The following is a 15,505-nucleotide window of genomic DNA, read 5'->3' as shown; positions in this document are numbered from 1 at the left end:
TAGATAGTGAACCGTTAGACCGCCTGCTGGGGGCCTTGTAATGAGAAGGTCGGGGGTTCGATTCCCCCAGGCGGCTCCACCCGGCCCACACCCGCCAGATTGCGGTTGTTGCGGCGAAATTCGACTGATGTCCGCAACAACCGCAATCTCGTGTACGGCCGGCAGCGTGTCCTCTTGGGCCCCTCGTCCCAAAAGGCTCCCCGGTGGCAAGTGCCCTTCGCACGCCAGGCCCTTCGCACGCTAGGTGCTGAGAGTCTGCGTGTAGCGAGTAGTCGACTACTCGATCTGACGGTGAGGCTCGCGGGTGCGAGGTCAGGCGGGCTGCACGGCCCGTCGCCAGGCCAGCGGGTTCAACTCCCGGTAGGGGTCCTGGGCGCGGATGTCCTGCAGCTCCTGCAGCGTGCGTTCCAGCGTCTTCTTGGTCTCGTCGCGCACCGTCGAGACCCACGTCTGCTCATCGACTCCGGCCGGCCGGCTGGTGTCGATGGGCGCGGCGAAGCGCAGGTACATCCGCTGCGGGCGAGGGATCAGCGTGGGGCCGACACCCCGCAGCAGCGGCATGGCCATGTCCGGCTTGCCGCCGAACCTTTCGGCCAGCCTTTGGCTGAACCGGCCCCACCGGCCGTCGCGCCGCGTCAGGCTGGTGTAGACGTCGTCGCCGCCGAGCAGGGCCGCCGGCACGATCGGGTAGTCGTGCTCCACCGAGAGCCGCGCGAACCCGGCGCGGCCCTCCCAGCGCAGGGTGTTCTGTTCGCCCTTGAACTTCGCGATCTCGCGGCCGCCGCCGGGGAAGACCAGGATCGGCTGATCGTGGCGCATCAACTCCCGCGCCGACTCCGGTGCGCCGACGGTGGCACCGAAGGCCGCCATCACATCACCGGCGGGGAACGGCATCTTGGCGAAGCCGCGGTCGGTGAGCGGACGGACCAGCACGCCGAGTTCGCGGCGGACCGCGAAGGGAATCAGGAAGCTCTCGACGCCGGCCTGAGAATGGTTGCCCACCAACAGGAATCTGCCGTCACGCGGCAGGTTGTGCAGGCCGTCGAGGTACGGCCGGTACAGGTCGACCAGCGGGGTCGCCGCGTCGACCACGGTCTCGGCGGCACGCCGAATCGTGCGGATGTGCGCCGGCGGGTCGATGAGGGCTGTCACGTCGGTCATGATGTGCGCGGACATGTCCACCACGGTACCGAACGAACTGGTTTGTACGGCTATGATCCGGCTGTGAGAACCACGACGGAGCTGCGCGACGAGATCCTCACCGCGGCGCGCGCCGAATTCGCCCGGCACGGCCTCGCGGGCGCGCGCATCGACCGCATCGCGAAAGCCGCCAAGGCCAGCAAGGAGCGCCTGTACGCCCATTTCGGCGACAAGGAGACGTTGTTCCGCGAGGTGGCCCTGACCGACGCCGCGGAGTTCTTCCGATCGGTCACCATGACGCCCGAGGATGTCGCCGAGTACGCGGCCGGCGTGTACGATCTGGCCGCCCGCCATCCGGAGCATCTGCGCATGCTCACCTGGGCCCGGTTGGAGGGCTTCGCGCTGCCCGAACCCGACACCGACGGCCATCCGATCCCCGCCACGGTGCTCGCCGCCATCGGAGCGGCCCAGGCCGACGGCCGGGTGGATCCGTCCTGGAAACCCGAGGACCTGATCGTGCTGCTGTTCGGGGTGGGGCTGGCCTGGGCGCATCTGCCCGACGCGGTCGCCGGCGCGGCGGACGAAGCGACCATCGCACACCGCCGGACCGTCGTCATCGAGGCGGCGCGCCGGATCGTCGCCGCGCCGAGCGGTTAACCGGCCTCGGCGCGCAGCGCCTCCCGGCGCACCGCCAGGCGCTGGAACAGATCGTCGAGGTCGATGTCGTTGGCCTGACGTGGCCGGCGCCGGTAGTGCCGGGAGTCGTCGTAACTGTCCGGGCACCCGAACCTATGCAGGCTCAGACAAGTTGCCGGCCAGCGGGATTCGAGGACATTGTCCAGATCGACCACCTGGCGCGAGCGGCGCTGGATGGCGAACCTGTTGCCCGGCGCGCTGTCGTTGATCGGCTGCATCTTCGCGTCGAACAGCTGCCAGCCCCCGTGCACCGTCTGCAGCCACACCGTCTCGGTGTCGCAGTGCGGGCACGGCGCGACGACCGACGGTCGGGAATCTGGCCAACTCATGGGTATGAGCGTAGGCAAGGGCACCGACAAGTCCCGGCGTCACACGCCGGGGATCACCTCGGGGCCCACATCACTTCGGCGCCACGAATCCGACCGGACCCGACGCGATACACACCGACAGCGCCGCGGTGTTGGCGCGCACCCGGATGGCCGCACCCGCGCCCGACAGCCGGACGAAGACCCGGTTGAGCCCGGGGCGCACCGGCACCTTCGCCGGTACCCCCTCGGGCAGCGTCATCGTCAGTGAGCCGTCGTTGTTGGCCAGGTAGTTGATCTCGGCGGTCCAGTCCGCGGGCAGCAACGGCCCGTCCAGCGCCATGGTGACCTCGTCATCGGGCTGCACCAGATAACCGCAATGCGGCGCCGGCCCCTCGACAATGGTGCGCACCCAGGTGACCTGGGCGTCCAGCAGCCGTCCCGCGCTGTCGAACATTCGCAGTTCCGTTGTGGCGGAGGCGAACTCCGGCCGCGGTCGGGCGAGCGCGAACATATGGCTGGCCAGGTTCTCCGGTGCGGCCACCCGCTGCAGGATCAGCGGGTCCACCTCTTGATCCAGCAGGGGGGTGTCGACCGCGGCCAATCCGGCCCGGGCATTGGCCAGGTAGGCGGGCACCGGGCTGTCCCGCCACACCTGCAGGAAGGTCACCGTCGAATACAGGCTGCTCGCCACGAACGCCACCGCCACGGCAGCCACGGCCACCGAACGCGGTACCGAGGCGTCCAGGCGCGCAGACGGTCGGTTCGGCGCGCAGAATGCGATGGCGGCCAACAGCGCGAGCACCACGACCAGGTCCGGCAGATAGCGCAACGTCTGGGCCAACTCCAGCGCGGTGAACCGGGAGGACCGCATGAGATAGATGGGCACCTGACAGGCCACGGCGTAGCCGACGGCGGCCGCCCACACCCAACCGATGCGCCGTTTGCGCGCAAGCGACACGGCCAGCACCGCCGCCAGCACCAACCAGCCCAGCGCCATGGCGCTGACCGGGGGAGTGGCCCATGGCGACGCCGGCGCCCAGCGCTGCCACTCCCATGGCCCGCCGGCCAGGCTCGGGACGATGGCATGGGTCACCGAGCGGCGCAACAGGTCCCACGTCATCACCGGGTCGAGCGTCCAGCGCTTCTGATCGACGACGAGCAGGTACACCCCGACCCAGGCCACGGTGATCACCAGCAGCGACACCCACAGGGCCCGGCCGCGCATCCAGACCGCGCGCACCGAGTCGCCGCGCACGTGCGCCAGCAGGGCGGCCACCGCGAACGCGACGAACGGGATCACCGCCGACTTCTCGAAGAACAGCAGTGCGCCGAAGTACGCCGGCACCGCCGACCAGAGGTGGCGCCGATCGCCGGTGCGCACCAGCAGGATTGCCGACCCGCACACCCAGGCCAGCGCGGCCTGCAGTGGCAGTGAATTCAGCCCGGCCGCCCACCACGCGAACGCCGGCACCGTCAACGGGGTGAACAGCGCGAACGTCAAGGGCACCAACAACACCGGGCGCCACCCGAGGATCACGTGCAGCGCCCGCAGCAGCGCCAGCGACGCCAGCAGCTGCAACACCAGCAGGCTGGCGGCCGGCCACACCCAGGAAAACGGGGCCAACCGGGTGATGACGCCGGCCACCAGGAACGCCCCCGGCATCACGTGCCCGTCGTGGTCGTCGAACAGATAGCCCGGGGACAGCAGGCCCTGGGTGCCGGCCCGGCCGATCAGGATCAGGTCGTCCCAGTAGAAGTACCCGCCGAAGGCCACCACGGCGCGGATCGCCAGCTGTGCCACGATCAGCGCGACCGCGGCGCGGAGCCATTTCCCGTCGCTTCGCTCGCCCAGGCCGATCCACTTCATCGTCGCCGACTGTACGGACGCACAAATCTGCTCGTTAGAGTGAGCCCGTGCGCACACTCGTCACCGGGGCAGCCGGATTCATCGGATCAACCCTCGTCGATCGTTTGCTCGCCGACGGGCACACCGTGGTGGGGATCGACGATCTCAGCACGGGCCGGCGGCCCAACCTGACCTCGGCTGAAGCCCATCCGGACTGCACCTTCGTCGAGGCCGATATCGTCGACGCCGACCTCGATGCCATCGTTGCCGACGCCAAGCCGGAGGTCATCTTCCACCTGGCCGCGCAGATCTCGGTGCGCCACTCGGTGGACAACCCGCAATTCGATGCGACCACCAACGTGGTGGGGACCATCCGGCTGGCCGAGGCGGCCCGGGCGCACGGTGTCCGCAAGATCGTGCACACCAGCTCAGGCGGTTCGGTGTACGGCACCCCGCCGGTGTACCCCACCGGCGAGGAGGTGCCCACCGACCCGGCGTCGCCGTACGCGGCGAGCAAGGTGGCCGGCGAGGTGTACCTCAACATGTTCCGCAACCTGTACGGGCTGGACTGTTCGCATATCGCGCCGGGCAATGTCTACGGGCCGCGCCAGGACCCGCACGGTGAGGCCGGCGTGGTGGCGATCTTCGCCAAGGCGCTGCTGGCCGGGCAGCCCACCAAGATCTTCGGTGACGGCACCGACAGCCGCGACTACGTCTACGTCGACGATGTGGTGGACGCCTTCGTCAAGGCTGCGGGGGAGGCCGGCAGCGGGCAGCGGTTCAACATCGGCACCGGTGTCAGCACCAGCGTCCGCGACCTGCACACCGCGATCGCCAAGGCGGCCGGCGCCGCCGACGATCCGGAGTTCCTGCCGCCGCGGCTGGGGGATCTGCGCAAGTCGCAGCTGGACATCAGCCGTGCGGCGCAGGTACTGGGCTGGCGCCCGCAGGTCGGCATCGACGAGGGCATCGAGCGGACGGTCGACTACTTCCGTAACTGAATACCGTCAAAAGATTGTGAGCGCTCGCTATCTAACCTAGGCTCACGTGATGTCCTATGACGTGATCATCCGCGACGGCCTGTGGTTCGACGGAACGGGACGCGTCCCGTTGGTCCGCACGCTCGGGATCCGCGACGGCGTCGTCGCCGACGTGTCGTCCGGGCCGCTCGACGAGACCGGCTGCCCCGACGTGATCGACGCTGCGGGCAAGTGGGTCGTCCCCGGCTTCATCGACGTGCACACCCACTACGACGCCGAGGTGCTGCTCGACCCCGGCCTTCGCGAATCCGTGCGCCACGGCGTCACCACCGTGCTGCTGGGCATGTGCTCGCTGTCGACGGTGTACGCCGACGGCGAGGACGCCGCCGACCTGTTCAGCCGCGTCGAGGCCGTTCCGCGCCAGTACGTGCTCGGCGCCCTGCAGGGACACAAGACCTGGTCAACCCCGGCCGAATACGTGGCCGCCATCGACGCGCTGCCGCTCGGCCCGAATGTCGCGTCGCTGCTGGGGCATTCGGACCTGCGGGCCTCGGTGCTCGGCCTGGACCGCGCCACCACGCGCGGTGTCGAACCGACCGACGCCGAACTGGAGACCATGGCCGCCCGGCTGGACGCGGCGCTGGAGGCCGGGATGCTGGGCCTGTCCGGGATGGACGCGGCCATCGACAAGCTCGACGGCGACCGGTTCCGGTCCCGTGCGCTGCCGTCCACCTTCGCCACCTGGCGGGAACGCCGGCGGCTGATCAAGGTGCTGCGCAAGCGCGGGCGCATCCTGCAGAGCGCGCCGAACGTCGCGAAAGTGCAAGAGGCGCTGAACTTCTTCCTGGAGAGCAGCACGCAGTTCGGGCGGCGCCGCGGTGTGAAGATGAGCCTGCTGGTCTCCGCAGATGCCAAGTCCTCGCCCGGTGCGGTGCACGTGCTGGGGCCGGGCACCCGGCTGCTGAACCGGCTGCTGGCCGCCAAGGTCCGCTTCCAGCATCTGCCCGTCCCCTTCGAACTGTATTCCGACGGTATCGACCTGCCGGTGTTCGAGGAGTTCGGCGCCGGCACCGCGGCCCTGCACCTGCGCGACCAACTGGAACGCAACAAGCTGCTCGCCGATCCGGAGTACCGCAGGCGCTTCCACCGCTCGTTCGACCGGCGCAAGCTCGGACCTGCGCTTTGGCACCGCGATTTCCACGACGCCACCATCGTGGAATGCCCCGATACGACACTGGTCGGCAAGAGTTTCGGGCAGGTGGCCGACGAGCGCGGCATCCACCCGCTGGACGCCTTCCTGGACGTGCTCGTCGAGAACGGCGAACGCAACGTGCGGTGGACCACCATCGTGGCCAACCACCGGCCCAGGCAACTGGACAAGCTCGCCAAGGAACCGTCGGTGCACATGGGGTTCTCCGATGCCGGTGCGCACCTGCGCAACATGGCCTTCTACAACTACGCGCTGCGGCTGCTCAAGCGGGTGCGCGACGCCGACCGCGCCGGCCGGCCGTTCCTGACCACCGAGCACGCCGTGCACCGGCTCACCGCCGAGGTGGCCGACTGGTTCGGCCTGGACGCGGGCACCCTGCGCCGCGGCGACCGGGCCGACTTCGTGGTGATCGACCCTGCCGCCCTTGATGATTCGGTGAACGAGTATCACGAGGAGACGGTGCCGTTCTACGGCGGGCTGAGCCGCATGGTCAACCGCAACGACGCCACCGTCGTCGCCACCGGCGTCAACGGGCAGGTGGTGTTCCGCGCCGGTGAGTTCCGCGACGGCTACGGAACGACCGCCAAATCCGGTCGGTACCTGCGTGCCGGCACCGGGGCCACGCAGTACCCTGCCACGGTCTGATGGCCCGCACCCAGCAGCAGCGACGCGAACAGACCGTCGCCCGATTGCTCGACGCCAGCATCGAGACGATCATCGAGATCGGTTACGCCAGAGCGTCGGCCGCGGTCATCTGCAAACGGGCCGGACTGTCGGTGGGGGCGCTGTTCCGGCACTACCCGACCATCGGGGACTTCATGGCCGCCACCGCCTACGAGGTGCTGCGCCGCCAACTGGAACTGTTCAGCAAGCGGGTCGCCGAAATCCCCACCGGGGAACCGCCGCTGCCCGCCGTGCTGACCGTGCTGCGCGACGTCACCGGCAACGACACCAACGCCGTGCTCTACGAATTGATGATCGCGGCCCGCACCGACGACAAGCTGCGTGCCACCCTGGCCGACGTGCTCACCGAATACCGCGCCAAGATCATCGAGGCGGCAAGCTCGGCACCCGCCGCCGAACACTTCCCGGCCGAGGGCCGCGGCGTCGTCACCGCACTGCTCACCAACACCTTCGACGGGGCCGCCATGCTGCGCCCGGTGCTGCCCGACCCGGAGCTGGAGGCCCGCAAGATCGCCCTGCTGACCAAGCTGCTGGGCGGCTACTGATCTTCGGGGACGCGGGCTCCCTCCAACGCCACCGCCCGCGCCAGCCGCGCGTACCGCAGCTCCAGGTCCTTGAACCGCATATAGGTGCTGATGGTGGTGAACAGGAACGCGATGATCAGGGCGTACTCCAGCAGGTCGGCGCCGCGTTTCACGCCGAGCCAGTTGGCCACCACGGTGGTGTCGTCGGGCCGCACGATCGCGTAGATGGCGGCGATGACGAACAGCAGATAGCCCAGCTTCACCCACGCCTTGGCCTGGGCGCTGCGCCGGGACCGCAGCAGGTACACCAGCAGGGTGATGATCGAGGCGATCAGCAGCACCTGGATCCAGTTCATCGCGGCATCCTTCCGCGCAGCAGACCGTCGAACAAGATGTTGACCCCGTTGAGCAGCGGCTGGCCCTTGGACTTCGAATAGTCGGTGTAGAGGATCTCGACCGGTTCTTCGGCCACCCGCCAACGGTTTTCGACCGCCAGCGCGATGAACTCACCGGCATGCGACATCCCGTTCATGGTGATGTTGAGTTCGTCGGCGACCTTCTTGTTGAACACCCGCAGCCCGTTGTGCGCATCGGTCAGGCCCAGGCTGCGGCTGTGCGGGCTGACGACGGCCGCCACCCGCAGGATGATCCGTTTGAGCGGCGGGGTGTGGGTGACCGTCCCGCCGAACCGGGTGCCGATCACCAGGTCGACCTCGTCGGACCGGCCGGGCGCCAGCCGGTCGATCATCCGGATCACGTCCTTGACCCGGTGCTGCCCGTCGGCGTCGAACGTGACGAACACCGCCGCGCCGGGCCGTGACCGGGCGTACTCCACCCCGGTCTGGATGGCCGCGCCCTGGCCGAGGTTGACCGGATGGCGCACCAGGTGCGCACCGGCGGCGTGCGCGGCCTCGGCGGTGCCGTCCCGGCTGCCGTCGTCGACACACACCACGTTGGGAAAGGTGGTGCGCAAATCGGCGACGACGTCGGCGATGACGCTCGCTTCGTTGAAGGCGGGGACGATGATCCAAACGTCCTGGTACGGGGTATCGATGCGCACCAGACTACAAGCTCAGGATGCCGATGCCCGCGCCAGCGCGGTCAGGTGCACGGCGATTCCCACCACCGGGCCGCACAACAGCGCCACCACCGTCCGGGTCTCCAGCTCGACCGGCAGCAGCAACAGCAGGGCGGCGGCCACCGTGGCGCCGACCCAACCGGCCGCATAGGCGCGCTGCAGGGCGGCGGCCACGGTGGCCGCGCCGGTCAGCGTCAACAACGCGATGGCCACCGCGCCGGCGGTCAGCCAGGCCAACAGCGGCCCGCCGGCCACGTAGTCGGGGCCGAACGCGGTGCGCAGCAGCCACGGCCCGGCCAGCCCGGCCGCGACCACGCCGAGCAGCCCGATTCCGGCCACCGCCACCGCCGGGGTGATCAGGGCACGCATCCGCTCGTGCGGTTTGTCGACGAAGTAGGCGATCAGGTTGCCCTGCAACGCGGTGAGCGGAACCAGCAGCGGTGCCCTGGTCAGGGTGACGGCCAGGATCACCACCCCGCCGGTGGCGCCCAGATGCGGGGTGGTGGCCTTCAGCAGCACCGGAAACCCCATGATCAGGATTGCGCTGGCGCCCGCGGCCGCGATCGAATGGGTGGCGCCGGCCAGGAAGGTGCGCACCCCGCCCGGTGTCGCGAGTCCCGCCGCGGCCCGGCTCGCCGGTGAGGCCGACAGCAGGATCAGCCACGCCACCGAGCCGGCGACCGTCGCCCACAGATAGCCGGTCAGCCCCCACCCGGCCAGGAAGCTCGCCACCGCGACCACCACCCGGATGCCGGCGTCGGTCACCATCAGGGCGCCGTACTGGCTCCAGCGGTCCACCCCGGCCAGCATGCCCAGCAGCGTGGCGTGCAGACAGAAGCCGGCCAGCCCGACACTCAGCAGCACCACCGACAGCAGCCTGGACTGCACGAACACATGCGCCGACCACAACGGTGCGCTCACCGCGATGACGACGGCTGCCGCCACACCCACCCCGGCCGCCACCCGCATCGGGTGGGTGCGCGGACCGGTGTGCACGGCGGTGTGCCGGGCCGCCCGAACCTCCCTGGTGGCCTCCTGCAGCAGGCCGAAGGCGGCGCCGGTCACCAAACCGAACGCCCCCCAGAACACCCCGAACAGGGAGAACCCGGCCGGTTCCAGACTGCGGGCCGCCAGATACAGCACGGCGTAGCCGCACAGCGCGGACAGCACCGTGGCCGCCCCCACCCTGGCGACGCTGTTCCGCGTGACCGGCCCCTCCGTCATCCGACCGTCACAGGTCCGGCACGGCCGTCGAATACAGCCAGGCATCCCACAGTGGGCGCAGGGACACGGTGGCGTGGTTGGCGGCCAGCCCGGTGAAGTCGTCGGTGACCGCGGTGCTGTGCCGGTACCGCGTCGTCCAATCCTTCAGCAGCGCAAAGAAACTGGCATCACCGATGGCTTTCCGCAGGGCGTGCAGCGTCAGCGCGCCCCGTTTGTACACGCGGTCGTCGAACATGTCGGCCGGCCCCGGATCGGTCAACAGCAGGTTCTGCGGGGAGTGCTGCAGGCGTTTGTGATACGAGCGGGCCCGCTCGTCGGCGCTGGGCCCACCGGACTCCTCGGACCACAACCACTCGGCATAACAGGCGAATCCCTCGTGCAGCCAGATATCGCGCCAGCGCCGGGCCGTCACCGAATTGCCGAACCACTGGTGGGCCATCTCGTGGGCGATCAACCGCTCGGCCCCGCGTCTGCCATCGCAATGGTTGGCGCCGAAGATCGAAAGACCTTGCGCCTCAAGGGGTATTTCCAGATCATCCTCGGTGACCACGACGGTGTAGCCGTCGGCCAACGGATACGGGCCGAACAGCCTGATGAACAGCTTCATCATCTCCGGCTGACGGCTGAAGTCGTGATCGAAGTTGCGGCGCAACCGGTCCGGTAGCACCGCATACATCGACACCGGGCTCTTCTGCAGCCGCAGCCGTTCGTACATCCCGATCTGCAGGGTGATCAGGTACGTGGAGGTGGGCTCGGCCAGCTCGTAGGTCCAGATGTTCAGACTGGCCCGGCTCTGCCGGGAGACCAACTCGCCGTTGGCGATCGCATAGTAGGGGTTGTCGGTGGCGATCCTGACCCGGAAGCTGGCCTTGGCGGCCGGATGGTCGTCACAGGGGAACCAGGACGCCGCCCCGTTGGGTTGACCGGCCACCAGCGCGCCGTTGGTGAGTTCCTCGAAACCCACCTCGCCCCAAACACTGCGGATCGGCCGGGGGTTCCCGCCGTAGCGCACGGTGATGGTCATCGCCGCGCCGGCGCGAAGTTTGGCCGGCAGCGTGATGTGCAACTTGCCGTTCGAACATCGGAACTGATCCGGCCGGCGCCCATTGACGGCGACCTTTGTCACGCTCAGGGCGTCGGCCAGGTCCAGGGTGAAGGTGCGCAGCTCGGCCAGTGTCACCGCGGTGATGGTGGCCGACCCGGTGAGCCGGTTGCTGGACACCTTGTACTCCAGGTCCAGTTCGTAACGGGACACCCGGTACCCGAAATTACCGTTGCCGGGCAGGTACGGATCGATGACCGGCGGACGGGACGCGGCCGGCCCGGCGGTCTTCTTCGCGGCCTTCCTGGCGTTCGACCTCATCCGTTCTTCTTCTTGCGCGAGGGATCCCACACCGCGATCGGGTTGCCCTGCCAGCGAGTGGACGCCGGCACCTCGTCACCGCGCATCACCAGCGATGCCGGGCCGACGGTGGCCCCGGCGCCGATCCGGCTGGCCGGCAGCGCCACGCAATGCGGACCCAGGGTGGCGCCGGCATCCAGGATCACGGTGTCCATCCGCATGATCCTGTCGTGGAACAGGTGCGTCTGCACGACGCAGCCGCGGTTGACGGTGCTGGCGGTGTCCAGGCGCACCAGGTCGGCCTCGGGCAGCCAGTACGTCTCACACCACACCCCGCGGCCGATCTTCGCGCCCAGCCCGCGCAACCAGATGTTCATCACCGGCGTGCCGGTCGCCGCCCGCGCGAACCACGGCGCCGCGACGGTCTCGACGAAGGTGTCCGACACCTCGTTGCGCCACACGAACGATGACCACAACGGATGCTCGACGGCCCGGATACGGCCGATCACAAGCCATTTGGCGACCACCGCGATGCCACCGGCGACCGCCCCGGCGAGCAGCAGCACCAACCCGCCGGCCAGTGCGGCGACGCCGAACCCGTAGCCGCCGGCCAGCGCCTGCAGCGCGCCCAGCACCGCCACCCCGATCCCGAACGTCACGATGACCGGGATGATGCGGCAGGTCTCCACCACCGAACGCATGATCTTCAGCCGCGCCGACGGATGGAAGGTGCGCATCGCGTCCGCGTCGGTGGGGTTGCGGCGCAACCGGATCGGTGGGCTGCCCAGCCACGACGAGCCGGCCTTGGCCTTGTGCGGCGCGGCGGACAACACGGCCACCAGGCCGTCGTCGGGCACCCGGCGCCCGGGCTGGGTGATGCCGGAATTGCCCAGGAACGCGCGCTTGCCGATGGTGGCCCGCGCGACGTGGATCCAGCCGCCGCCGAGCTCGTAGGAGGCGACCATGGTGTCGTCGGCCAGGAAGGCGCCGTCCTCGACGACGGTGAACTTCGGCGTCAGCAGGGCCGTCGAGATTTCGGTGCCCTTGCCGACCTTGGCGCCCAACACCCGCAACCACCATGGGGTCAGCAGGCCGGCGTAGATCGGGAACAGATAGTTGCGGGCGGCGTCCATCAGGCGCTCGGTGGCCCACAACTGCCAGCCCACCCGGCTGCGCACCGGATGGTAGCCCTCGTGCAAGCCGATCGAGAGCAGGCGCACCCCGACGACGGTCAGGGCGGCGTAGGCGACCATGGCCGCCACCGCGGCCACGGGCGTCCAGATCAGCGCCGGCACGATCGCCGCGGTGGGCGTGGTGGTGCCGCGGACCGCCCAGGCCAGCACGGCCAGCCCGGCCCCGACACCCGCCAACGGCAAGGCGCCCAACAACATCGACGTCACCGCGTAGACGGCCATCCACACCGTGGAACGCGGCGGCCGTTGGTCGGGCCAGGGGTGACGGGCCTTACCGGATTTCGCCGCAGGCGAGCCCTTCCAGTACTGCCCGTTCTTCACCTTGCCGACCACGCCGGAACCCGGCGCCACATCCGCGTTCTTCCCGACGCTGGCGCCGGGGAACAGGGTGGTGCGCGCGCCGATGGTGGCGTCGTTGCCGACGCTGATCGGCCCGACGTGGAACAGGTCACCGTCGATCCAGTGCCCGGTGAGGTCGACCTCGGGTTCGATGGAAGCGCGGTGCCCGATGGTGAGCATGCCGGTGACCGGCGGGGCCGAATGCAGGTCAACCCCCTTACCCACCGAATTGCCGAGGGCGCGCGCGTAATAGACCAGCCACGGGGCGCCGGCCTGATTCTCCGCGCCGCTGGCGTCGGCGAGACGTTCGGCGAACCACACCCGCAGGTGCTCCGGCCCGCCGCGCCGGTAGGTGCCAGGCTGGAGATTGGACAGCAGGGTCCGGGCCCCCAGCACCGCTATGCCCATCCGGCCCAGTGGGGTGATGAACACCGCGAAACCGGCCAGGACGATCCACCAGTTCAGGTGTACGGCCCAGGGCACCAGGTGCGTCGCGGCGGCCATGTTGTTGAGCACGGCCAGCCACACCACCCATTGCAGGCCGCTGAGGGTGGCCAGCGGAACCGACAGCAGCACCTGGGCGATCTGGGTGCGCAGCGGGGTGGGCGTGACCGTGCGGGTCTGCACCTGCGGCGGGGGAGCCAACTCGTCGAGATAGCCGGCCAGCGAACCCAGCCGGGGATGGTCATAGAGGTCGGCGACGGTCACCTGCGGATAGCGGGCCCGCACCGCGGTCACCAACTGGGCGGCCGACAGCGAGCCGCCGCCGAGTGCGAAGAAGTCGGCCTCCGGCCCGTCGATCGTCGCACCCAGCACGTCGCGCCACAGCCCGGCCAGCCAGCCGGTGGTGCCGGTGCCCAGATCGGGTTCGTCCTGCGCGGCGGCGCCGGGCGGTGGCCAGGGCAGCGCGTTGCGGTCGACCTTGCCCGAGGTGCGGGTGGGCAGTTCGTCGAGCAGCACCAGCCGGGGCACCAGCGCAGCGGGCAACGCGGCGGCCAGCGCGGTGCGCGCGGCGGCGAGGTCGAACGCCGGGTCGGCGCTGGCGATGTAGCCCACCAGCAGTGGGGTGCCACTGGCGGTTCTGCGGACCGCCGCCGCGCCACCGCTGACGCCGGGCAGATGTACCAGGGCGGCGTCGACCTCGCCGAGTTCGATCCGCCGACCGCCGACCTTGACCTGATCGTCGGCGCGGCCCTGGAAGTACAGGCCGTCGGCTTCCAGCCGGACCAGATCGCCGCTGCGATACGCCCGGTCCCAGCCGAGGGTGGGCATCGGCGCGTACTTCTCGGCGTCCTTGTCCGGATCCAGGTAGCGGGCCAGCCCCACCCCGCCGATCACCAGTTCGCCGACGTCGCCGTACCCGACCGGGGCGCCCTCCTTGTCGACCACCACCAGGTCCCATCCGGGCAGCGGCAGCCCGATGCTGACCGGACCTTTCCCGTCCAGGCGTGCCGCGCAGGCGACCACGGTGGCCTCGGTGGGGCCGTAGGTGTTCCACACCTCGCGGCCGACGGCATCCGGCCCGGTGGCCAGCCGCTCGGCCAGTTCCGGCGGGCAGGCCTCACCACCGAAGATCAGCAGCCGCACCGCCTCCAGCGCCTCGGCCGGCCACAGCGCGGCCAGTGTCGGGACCGTCGAGACGACCGTGATGTCGCGGGACACCAGCCACGGGCCCAGATCCATGCCGCTGCGCACCAGCGACCGGGGTGCGGGCACCAGGCATGCGCCGTGCCGCCAGGCCAGCCACATCTCCTCACACGACGCGTCGAAGGCCACCGACAACCCGGCCAGCACCCGGTCCCCGGGCCCCAGCGGATTGGCTTGCAGGAACATCCGCGCCTCCGCGTCGACGAACGCCGCCGCGTTGCGGTGTGTCACGGCCACCCCCTTGGGGGTGCCGGTCGAGCCGGAGGTGAAGATGATCCAGGCGTCATCCCTGGTGAGCGGTGCCGCGGCGCGCCAGCCGCGCGACGAGCCGGGGCCGCGCACCAGGCCTTTCTCGGTGATCACCGCGACCACATCGGCCTCGCCGAACACCAGGGCGGCGCGCTCGTCGGGATCGTCGGCGTCCACCGGGACGTAGGCGGCGCCGCTGGCCAGGGTGGCCAGGATGGCGGTGTACAGCGCATAGCTGCCCGAGGGCATCCGGATGCCGATCCGGTCGCCGCGGCCGATACCGCGGGCGGCCAGCCAGGCCACGCTCTCCTCGATATCGCCGATCAGCTCGGCGTAGGTCAGCTGGATCTCGCCGTCGTCGATGGCCGGCGCGTCGGGGTGACGGCGCGCGGTGTCGTAGAGGATGTCGATCAGCGTGCGGGGCTCCGGTGCCGAGGACGACAACAGGTACTGAGGGGGAATCACCGGGACCGGTTCCGCTGTCACCCGTACAAACTACTAAGCGTCGGTGACGGGCCGGTGACGGCGCACGGGCCCGGCGCATTCCCATTCGGTCTCGCTGATCGCAACCATGTGCACACCCACCTACGGCGCCTAGCGTGACCCCGTGCGGCTATTTCTGGCAGACGACGCGTGGAGCGAGTTGACCTCCGGTGCCGAACCGGCGGTGCGGGTGGCGGCCGCGGACCTGGCCCAGGCCAGGCGTGCGAGGGCGCGACTGCGCGGCGGGTCGGAGCGGGTTGCGGTGATCCTCGATATCGAGGTGGCGGTCGCCGGCGACGTGCGCGCGGCGTATGCCTCGCTGGGCGGCAAGACCGCGGGCGTGCGCTACGCCGGCACCGTCGACGGTCTGGCCGGTCTGATCGCCGATATCGAGTCGGCCGAGGTGGCCGACGGGGTGACGTTGATCGCGTCGGCATCCCCGCAGGACCTGCGCGGTCTCGGCGAGGACGTGCTGCGCCGGCTGACCGAGCGGGGCCGCATCTCCGCCTGACCAGGGTCCACGCCCATTCAATTCGCGCATCAGTATGTGCCAAATCGGTCT

General features: G+C 69.9%; 13 protein-coding genes. 5 read left to right on the top strand and 8 right to left on the bottom strand.

The genetic code is table 11. The annotated features are described in order from the left end of the window. Positions 1–312 precede the first annotated feature (312 nt). Positions 313–1,176 carry a lysophospholipid acyltransferase family protein gene (locus tag AWB94_RS14855; protein ID WP_062656164.1) on the bottom strand — a complete coding sequence of 288 codons (864 nt, stop codon included), beginning with the start codon at positions 1,174–1,176 and terminating at the stop codon, positions 313–315. 48 nt (positions 1,177–1,224) lie between these two features. Between AWB94_RS14855 and AWB94_RS14850 the strand changes: the two genes are divergently transcribed. Beyond that, on the top strand, positions 1,225–1,797 hold the full coding sequence (locus tag AWB94_RS14850) for a TetR/AcrR family transcriptional regulator (RefSeq protein ID WP_062656163.1): 573 nt from the start codon (positions 1,225–1,227) through the stop codon (positions 1,795–1,797). Here the strand turns inward: AWB94_RS14850 and AWB94_RS14845 are convergent. Further along, complete coding sequence (locus AWB94_RS14845) at positions 1,794–2,165, bottom strand: hypothetical protein (protein ID WP_062656006.1); 372 nt, start codon at positions 2,163–2,165, stop codon at positions 1,794–1,796. The genes AWB94_RS14850 and AWB94_RS14845 overlap by 4 nt on opposite strands. Positions 2,166–2,235: 70 nt before the next feature. Then, complete coding sequence (locus AWB94_RS14840; protein WP_062656005.1) at positions 2,236–4,011, bottom strand: hypothetical protein; 1,776 nt, start codon at positions 4,009–4,011, stop codon at positions 2,236–2,238. A 47-nt stretch (positions 4,012–4,058) separates the two neighbouring features. On the opposite strand from AWB94_RS14840, the gene AWB94_RS14835 reads away from it, so the two are divergent. From AWB94_RS14835 to AWB94_RS14825, 3 genes are read left to right on the top strand one after another with little or no spacing between them, the layout of a single operon-like run. Then, positions 4,059–4,991: an NAD-dependent epimerase/dehydratase family protein gene (locus AWB94_RS14835; RefSeq protein WP_062656004.1), complete on the top strand. Its 933-nt coding sequence runs from the start codon at positions 4,059–4,061 to the stop codon at positions 4,989–4,991. A 49-nt stretch (positions 4,992–5,040) separates the two neighbouring features. After that, complete coding sequence (locus AWB94_RS14830; protein WP_062656003.1) at positions 5,041–6,825, top strand: N-acyl-D-amino-acid deacylase family protein; 1,785 nt, start codon at positions 5,041–5,043, stop codon at positions 6,823–6,825. Then, a complete protein-coding gene (locus AWB94_RS14825) occupies positions 6,825–7,409 on the top strand; it encodes a TetR/AcrR family transcriptional regulator (protein WP_062656002.1) in 585 nt (194 codons plus the stop codon). The genes AWB94_RS14830 and AWB94_RS14825 overlap by 1 nt, the downstream gene beginning before the upstream one ends. Here the strand turns inward: AWB94_RS14825 and AWB94_RS14820 are convergent. Genes AWB94_RS14820 through AWB94_RS14800 form a run of 5 tightly spaced genes read right to left on the bottom strand, consistent with a single transcriptional unit; the run spans position 7,403 to position 14,946 of the window. After that, on the bottom strand, positions 7,403–7,744 hold the full coding sequence (locus AWB94_RS14820) for a DUF2304 domain-containing protein (RefSeq protein WP_062656001.1): 342 nt from the start codon (positions 7,742–7,744) through the stop codon (positions 7,403–7,405). The genes AWB94_RS14825 and AWB94_RS14820 overlap by 7 nt on opposite strands. Then, the gene (locus AWB94_RS14815; RefSeq protein WP_062656000.1) at positions 7,741–8,448 is read right to left on the bottom strand and encodes a polyprenyl-phospho-N-acetylgalactosaminyl synthase PpgS; all 708 of its coding nucleotides are present in this window, start codon (positions 8,446–8,448) and stop codon (positions 7,741–7,743) included. The genes AWB94_RS14820 and AWB94_RS14815 overlap by 4 nt, the downstream gene beginning before the upstream one ends. Positions 8,449–8,460: 12 nt before the next feature. Continuing rightward, positions 8,461–9,690, bottom strand: a complete 1,230-nt coding sequence (locus AWB94_RS14810) for a polysaccharide biosynthesis protein (RefSeq protein WP_036397693.1) — start codon at positions 9,688–9,690, stop codon at positions 8,461–8,463. A gap of 7 nt (positions 9,691–9,697) precedes the next feature. Next, entirely contained in the window at positions 9,698–11,053 is a 1,356-nt protein-coding gene (locus AWB94_RS14805; protein ID WP_062655999.1) for a M1 family metallopeptidase, read from the bottom strand. Further along, on the bottom strand, positions 11,050–14,946 hold the full coding sequence (locus AWB94_RS14800; protein WP_062655998.1) for a Pls/PosA family non-ribosomal peptide synthetase: 3,897 nt from the start codon (positions 14,944–14,946) through the stop codon (positions 11,050–11,052). Before AWB94_RS14800 ends, AWB94_RS14805 begins: the two co-directional genes overlap by 4 nt. A 121-nt stretch (positions 14,947–15,067) precedes the next feature. Here AWB94_RS14800 and AWB94_RS14795 point away from each other — a divergent pair, with 121 nt between their 5' ends. Further along, on the top strand, positions 15,068–15,454 hold the full coding sequence (locus AWB94_RS14795) for a hypothetical protein (RefSeq protein ID WP_201029520.1): 387 nt from the start codon (positions 15,068–15,070) through the stop codon (positions 15,452–15,454). Positions 15,455–15,505: the final 51 nt, after the last annotated feature.

It is taken from the genome of Mycolicibacterium canariasense (assembly GCF_002101555.1).
In the GTDB taxonomy this organism is placed as follows: Bacteria; Actinomycetota; Actinomycetes; order Mycobacteriales; family Mycobacteriaceae; genus Mycobacterium; species Mycobacterium canariasense.
This window is presented reverse-complemented; position numbering and strand designations above follow the sequence as displayed.

Coding starts and splice junctions, on each gene's coding strand:
- AWB94_RS14855 (WP_062656164.1), bottom strand. CDS start 1,176: ATGTCCGCGCACATCATGACCGACGTGACAGCCCTCATCGACCCGCCG.
- AWB94_RS14845 (WP_062656006.1), bottom strand. CDS start 2,165: ATGAGTTGGCCAGATTCCCGACCGTCGGTCGTCGCGCCGTGCCCGCAC.
- AWB94_RS14840 (WP_062656005.1), bottom strand. CDS start 4,011: ATGAAGTGGATCGGCCTGGGCGAGCGAAGCGACGGGAAATGGCTCCGC.
- AWB94_RS14830 (WP_062656003.1), top strand. CDS start 5,041: ATGTCCTATGACGTGATCATCCGCGACGGCCTGTGGTTCGACGGAACG.
- AWB94_RS14825 (WP_062656002.1), top strand. CDS start 6,825: ATGGCCCGCACCCAGCAGCAGCGACGCGAACAGACCGTCGCCCGATTG.
- AWB94_RS14820 (WP_062656001.1), bottom strand. CDS start 7,744: ATGAACTGGATCCAGGTGCTGCTGATCGCCTCGATCATCACCCTGCTG.
- AWB94_RS14810 (WP_036397693.1), bottom strand. CDS start 9,690: ATGACGGAGGGGCCGGTCACGCGGAACAGCGTCGCCAGGGTGGGGGCG.
- AWB94_RS14805 (WP_062655999.1), bottom strand. CDS start 11,053: ATGAGGTCGAACGCCAGGAAGGCCGCGAAGAAGACCGCCGGGCCGGCC.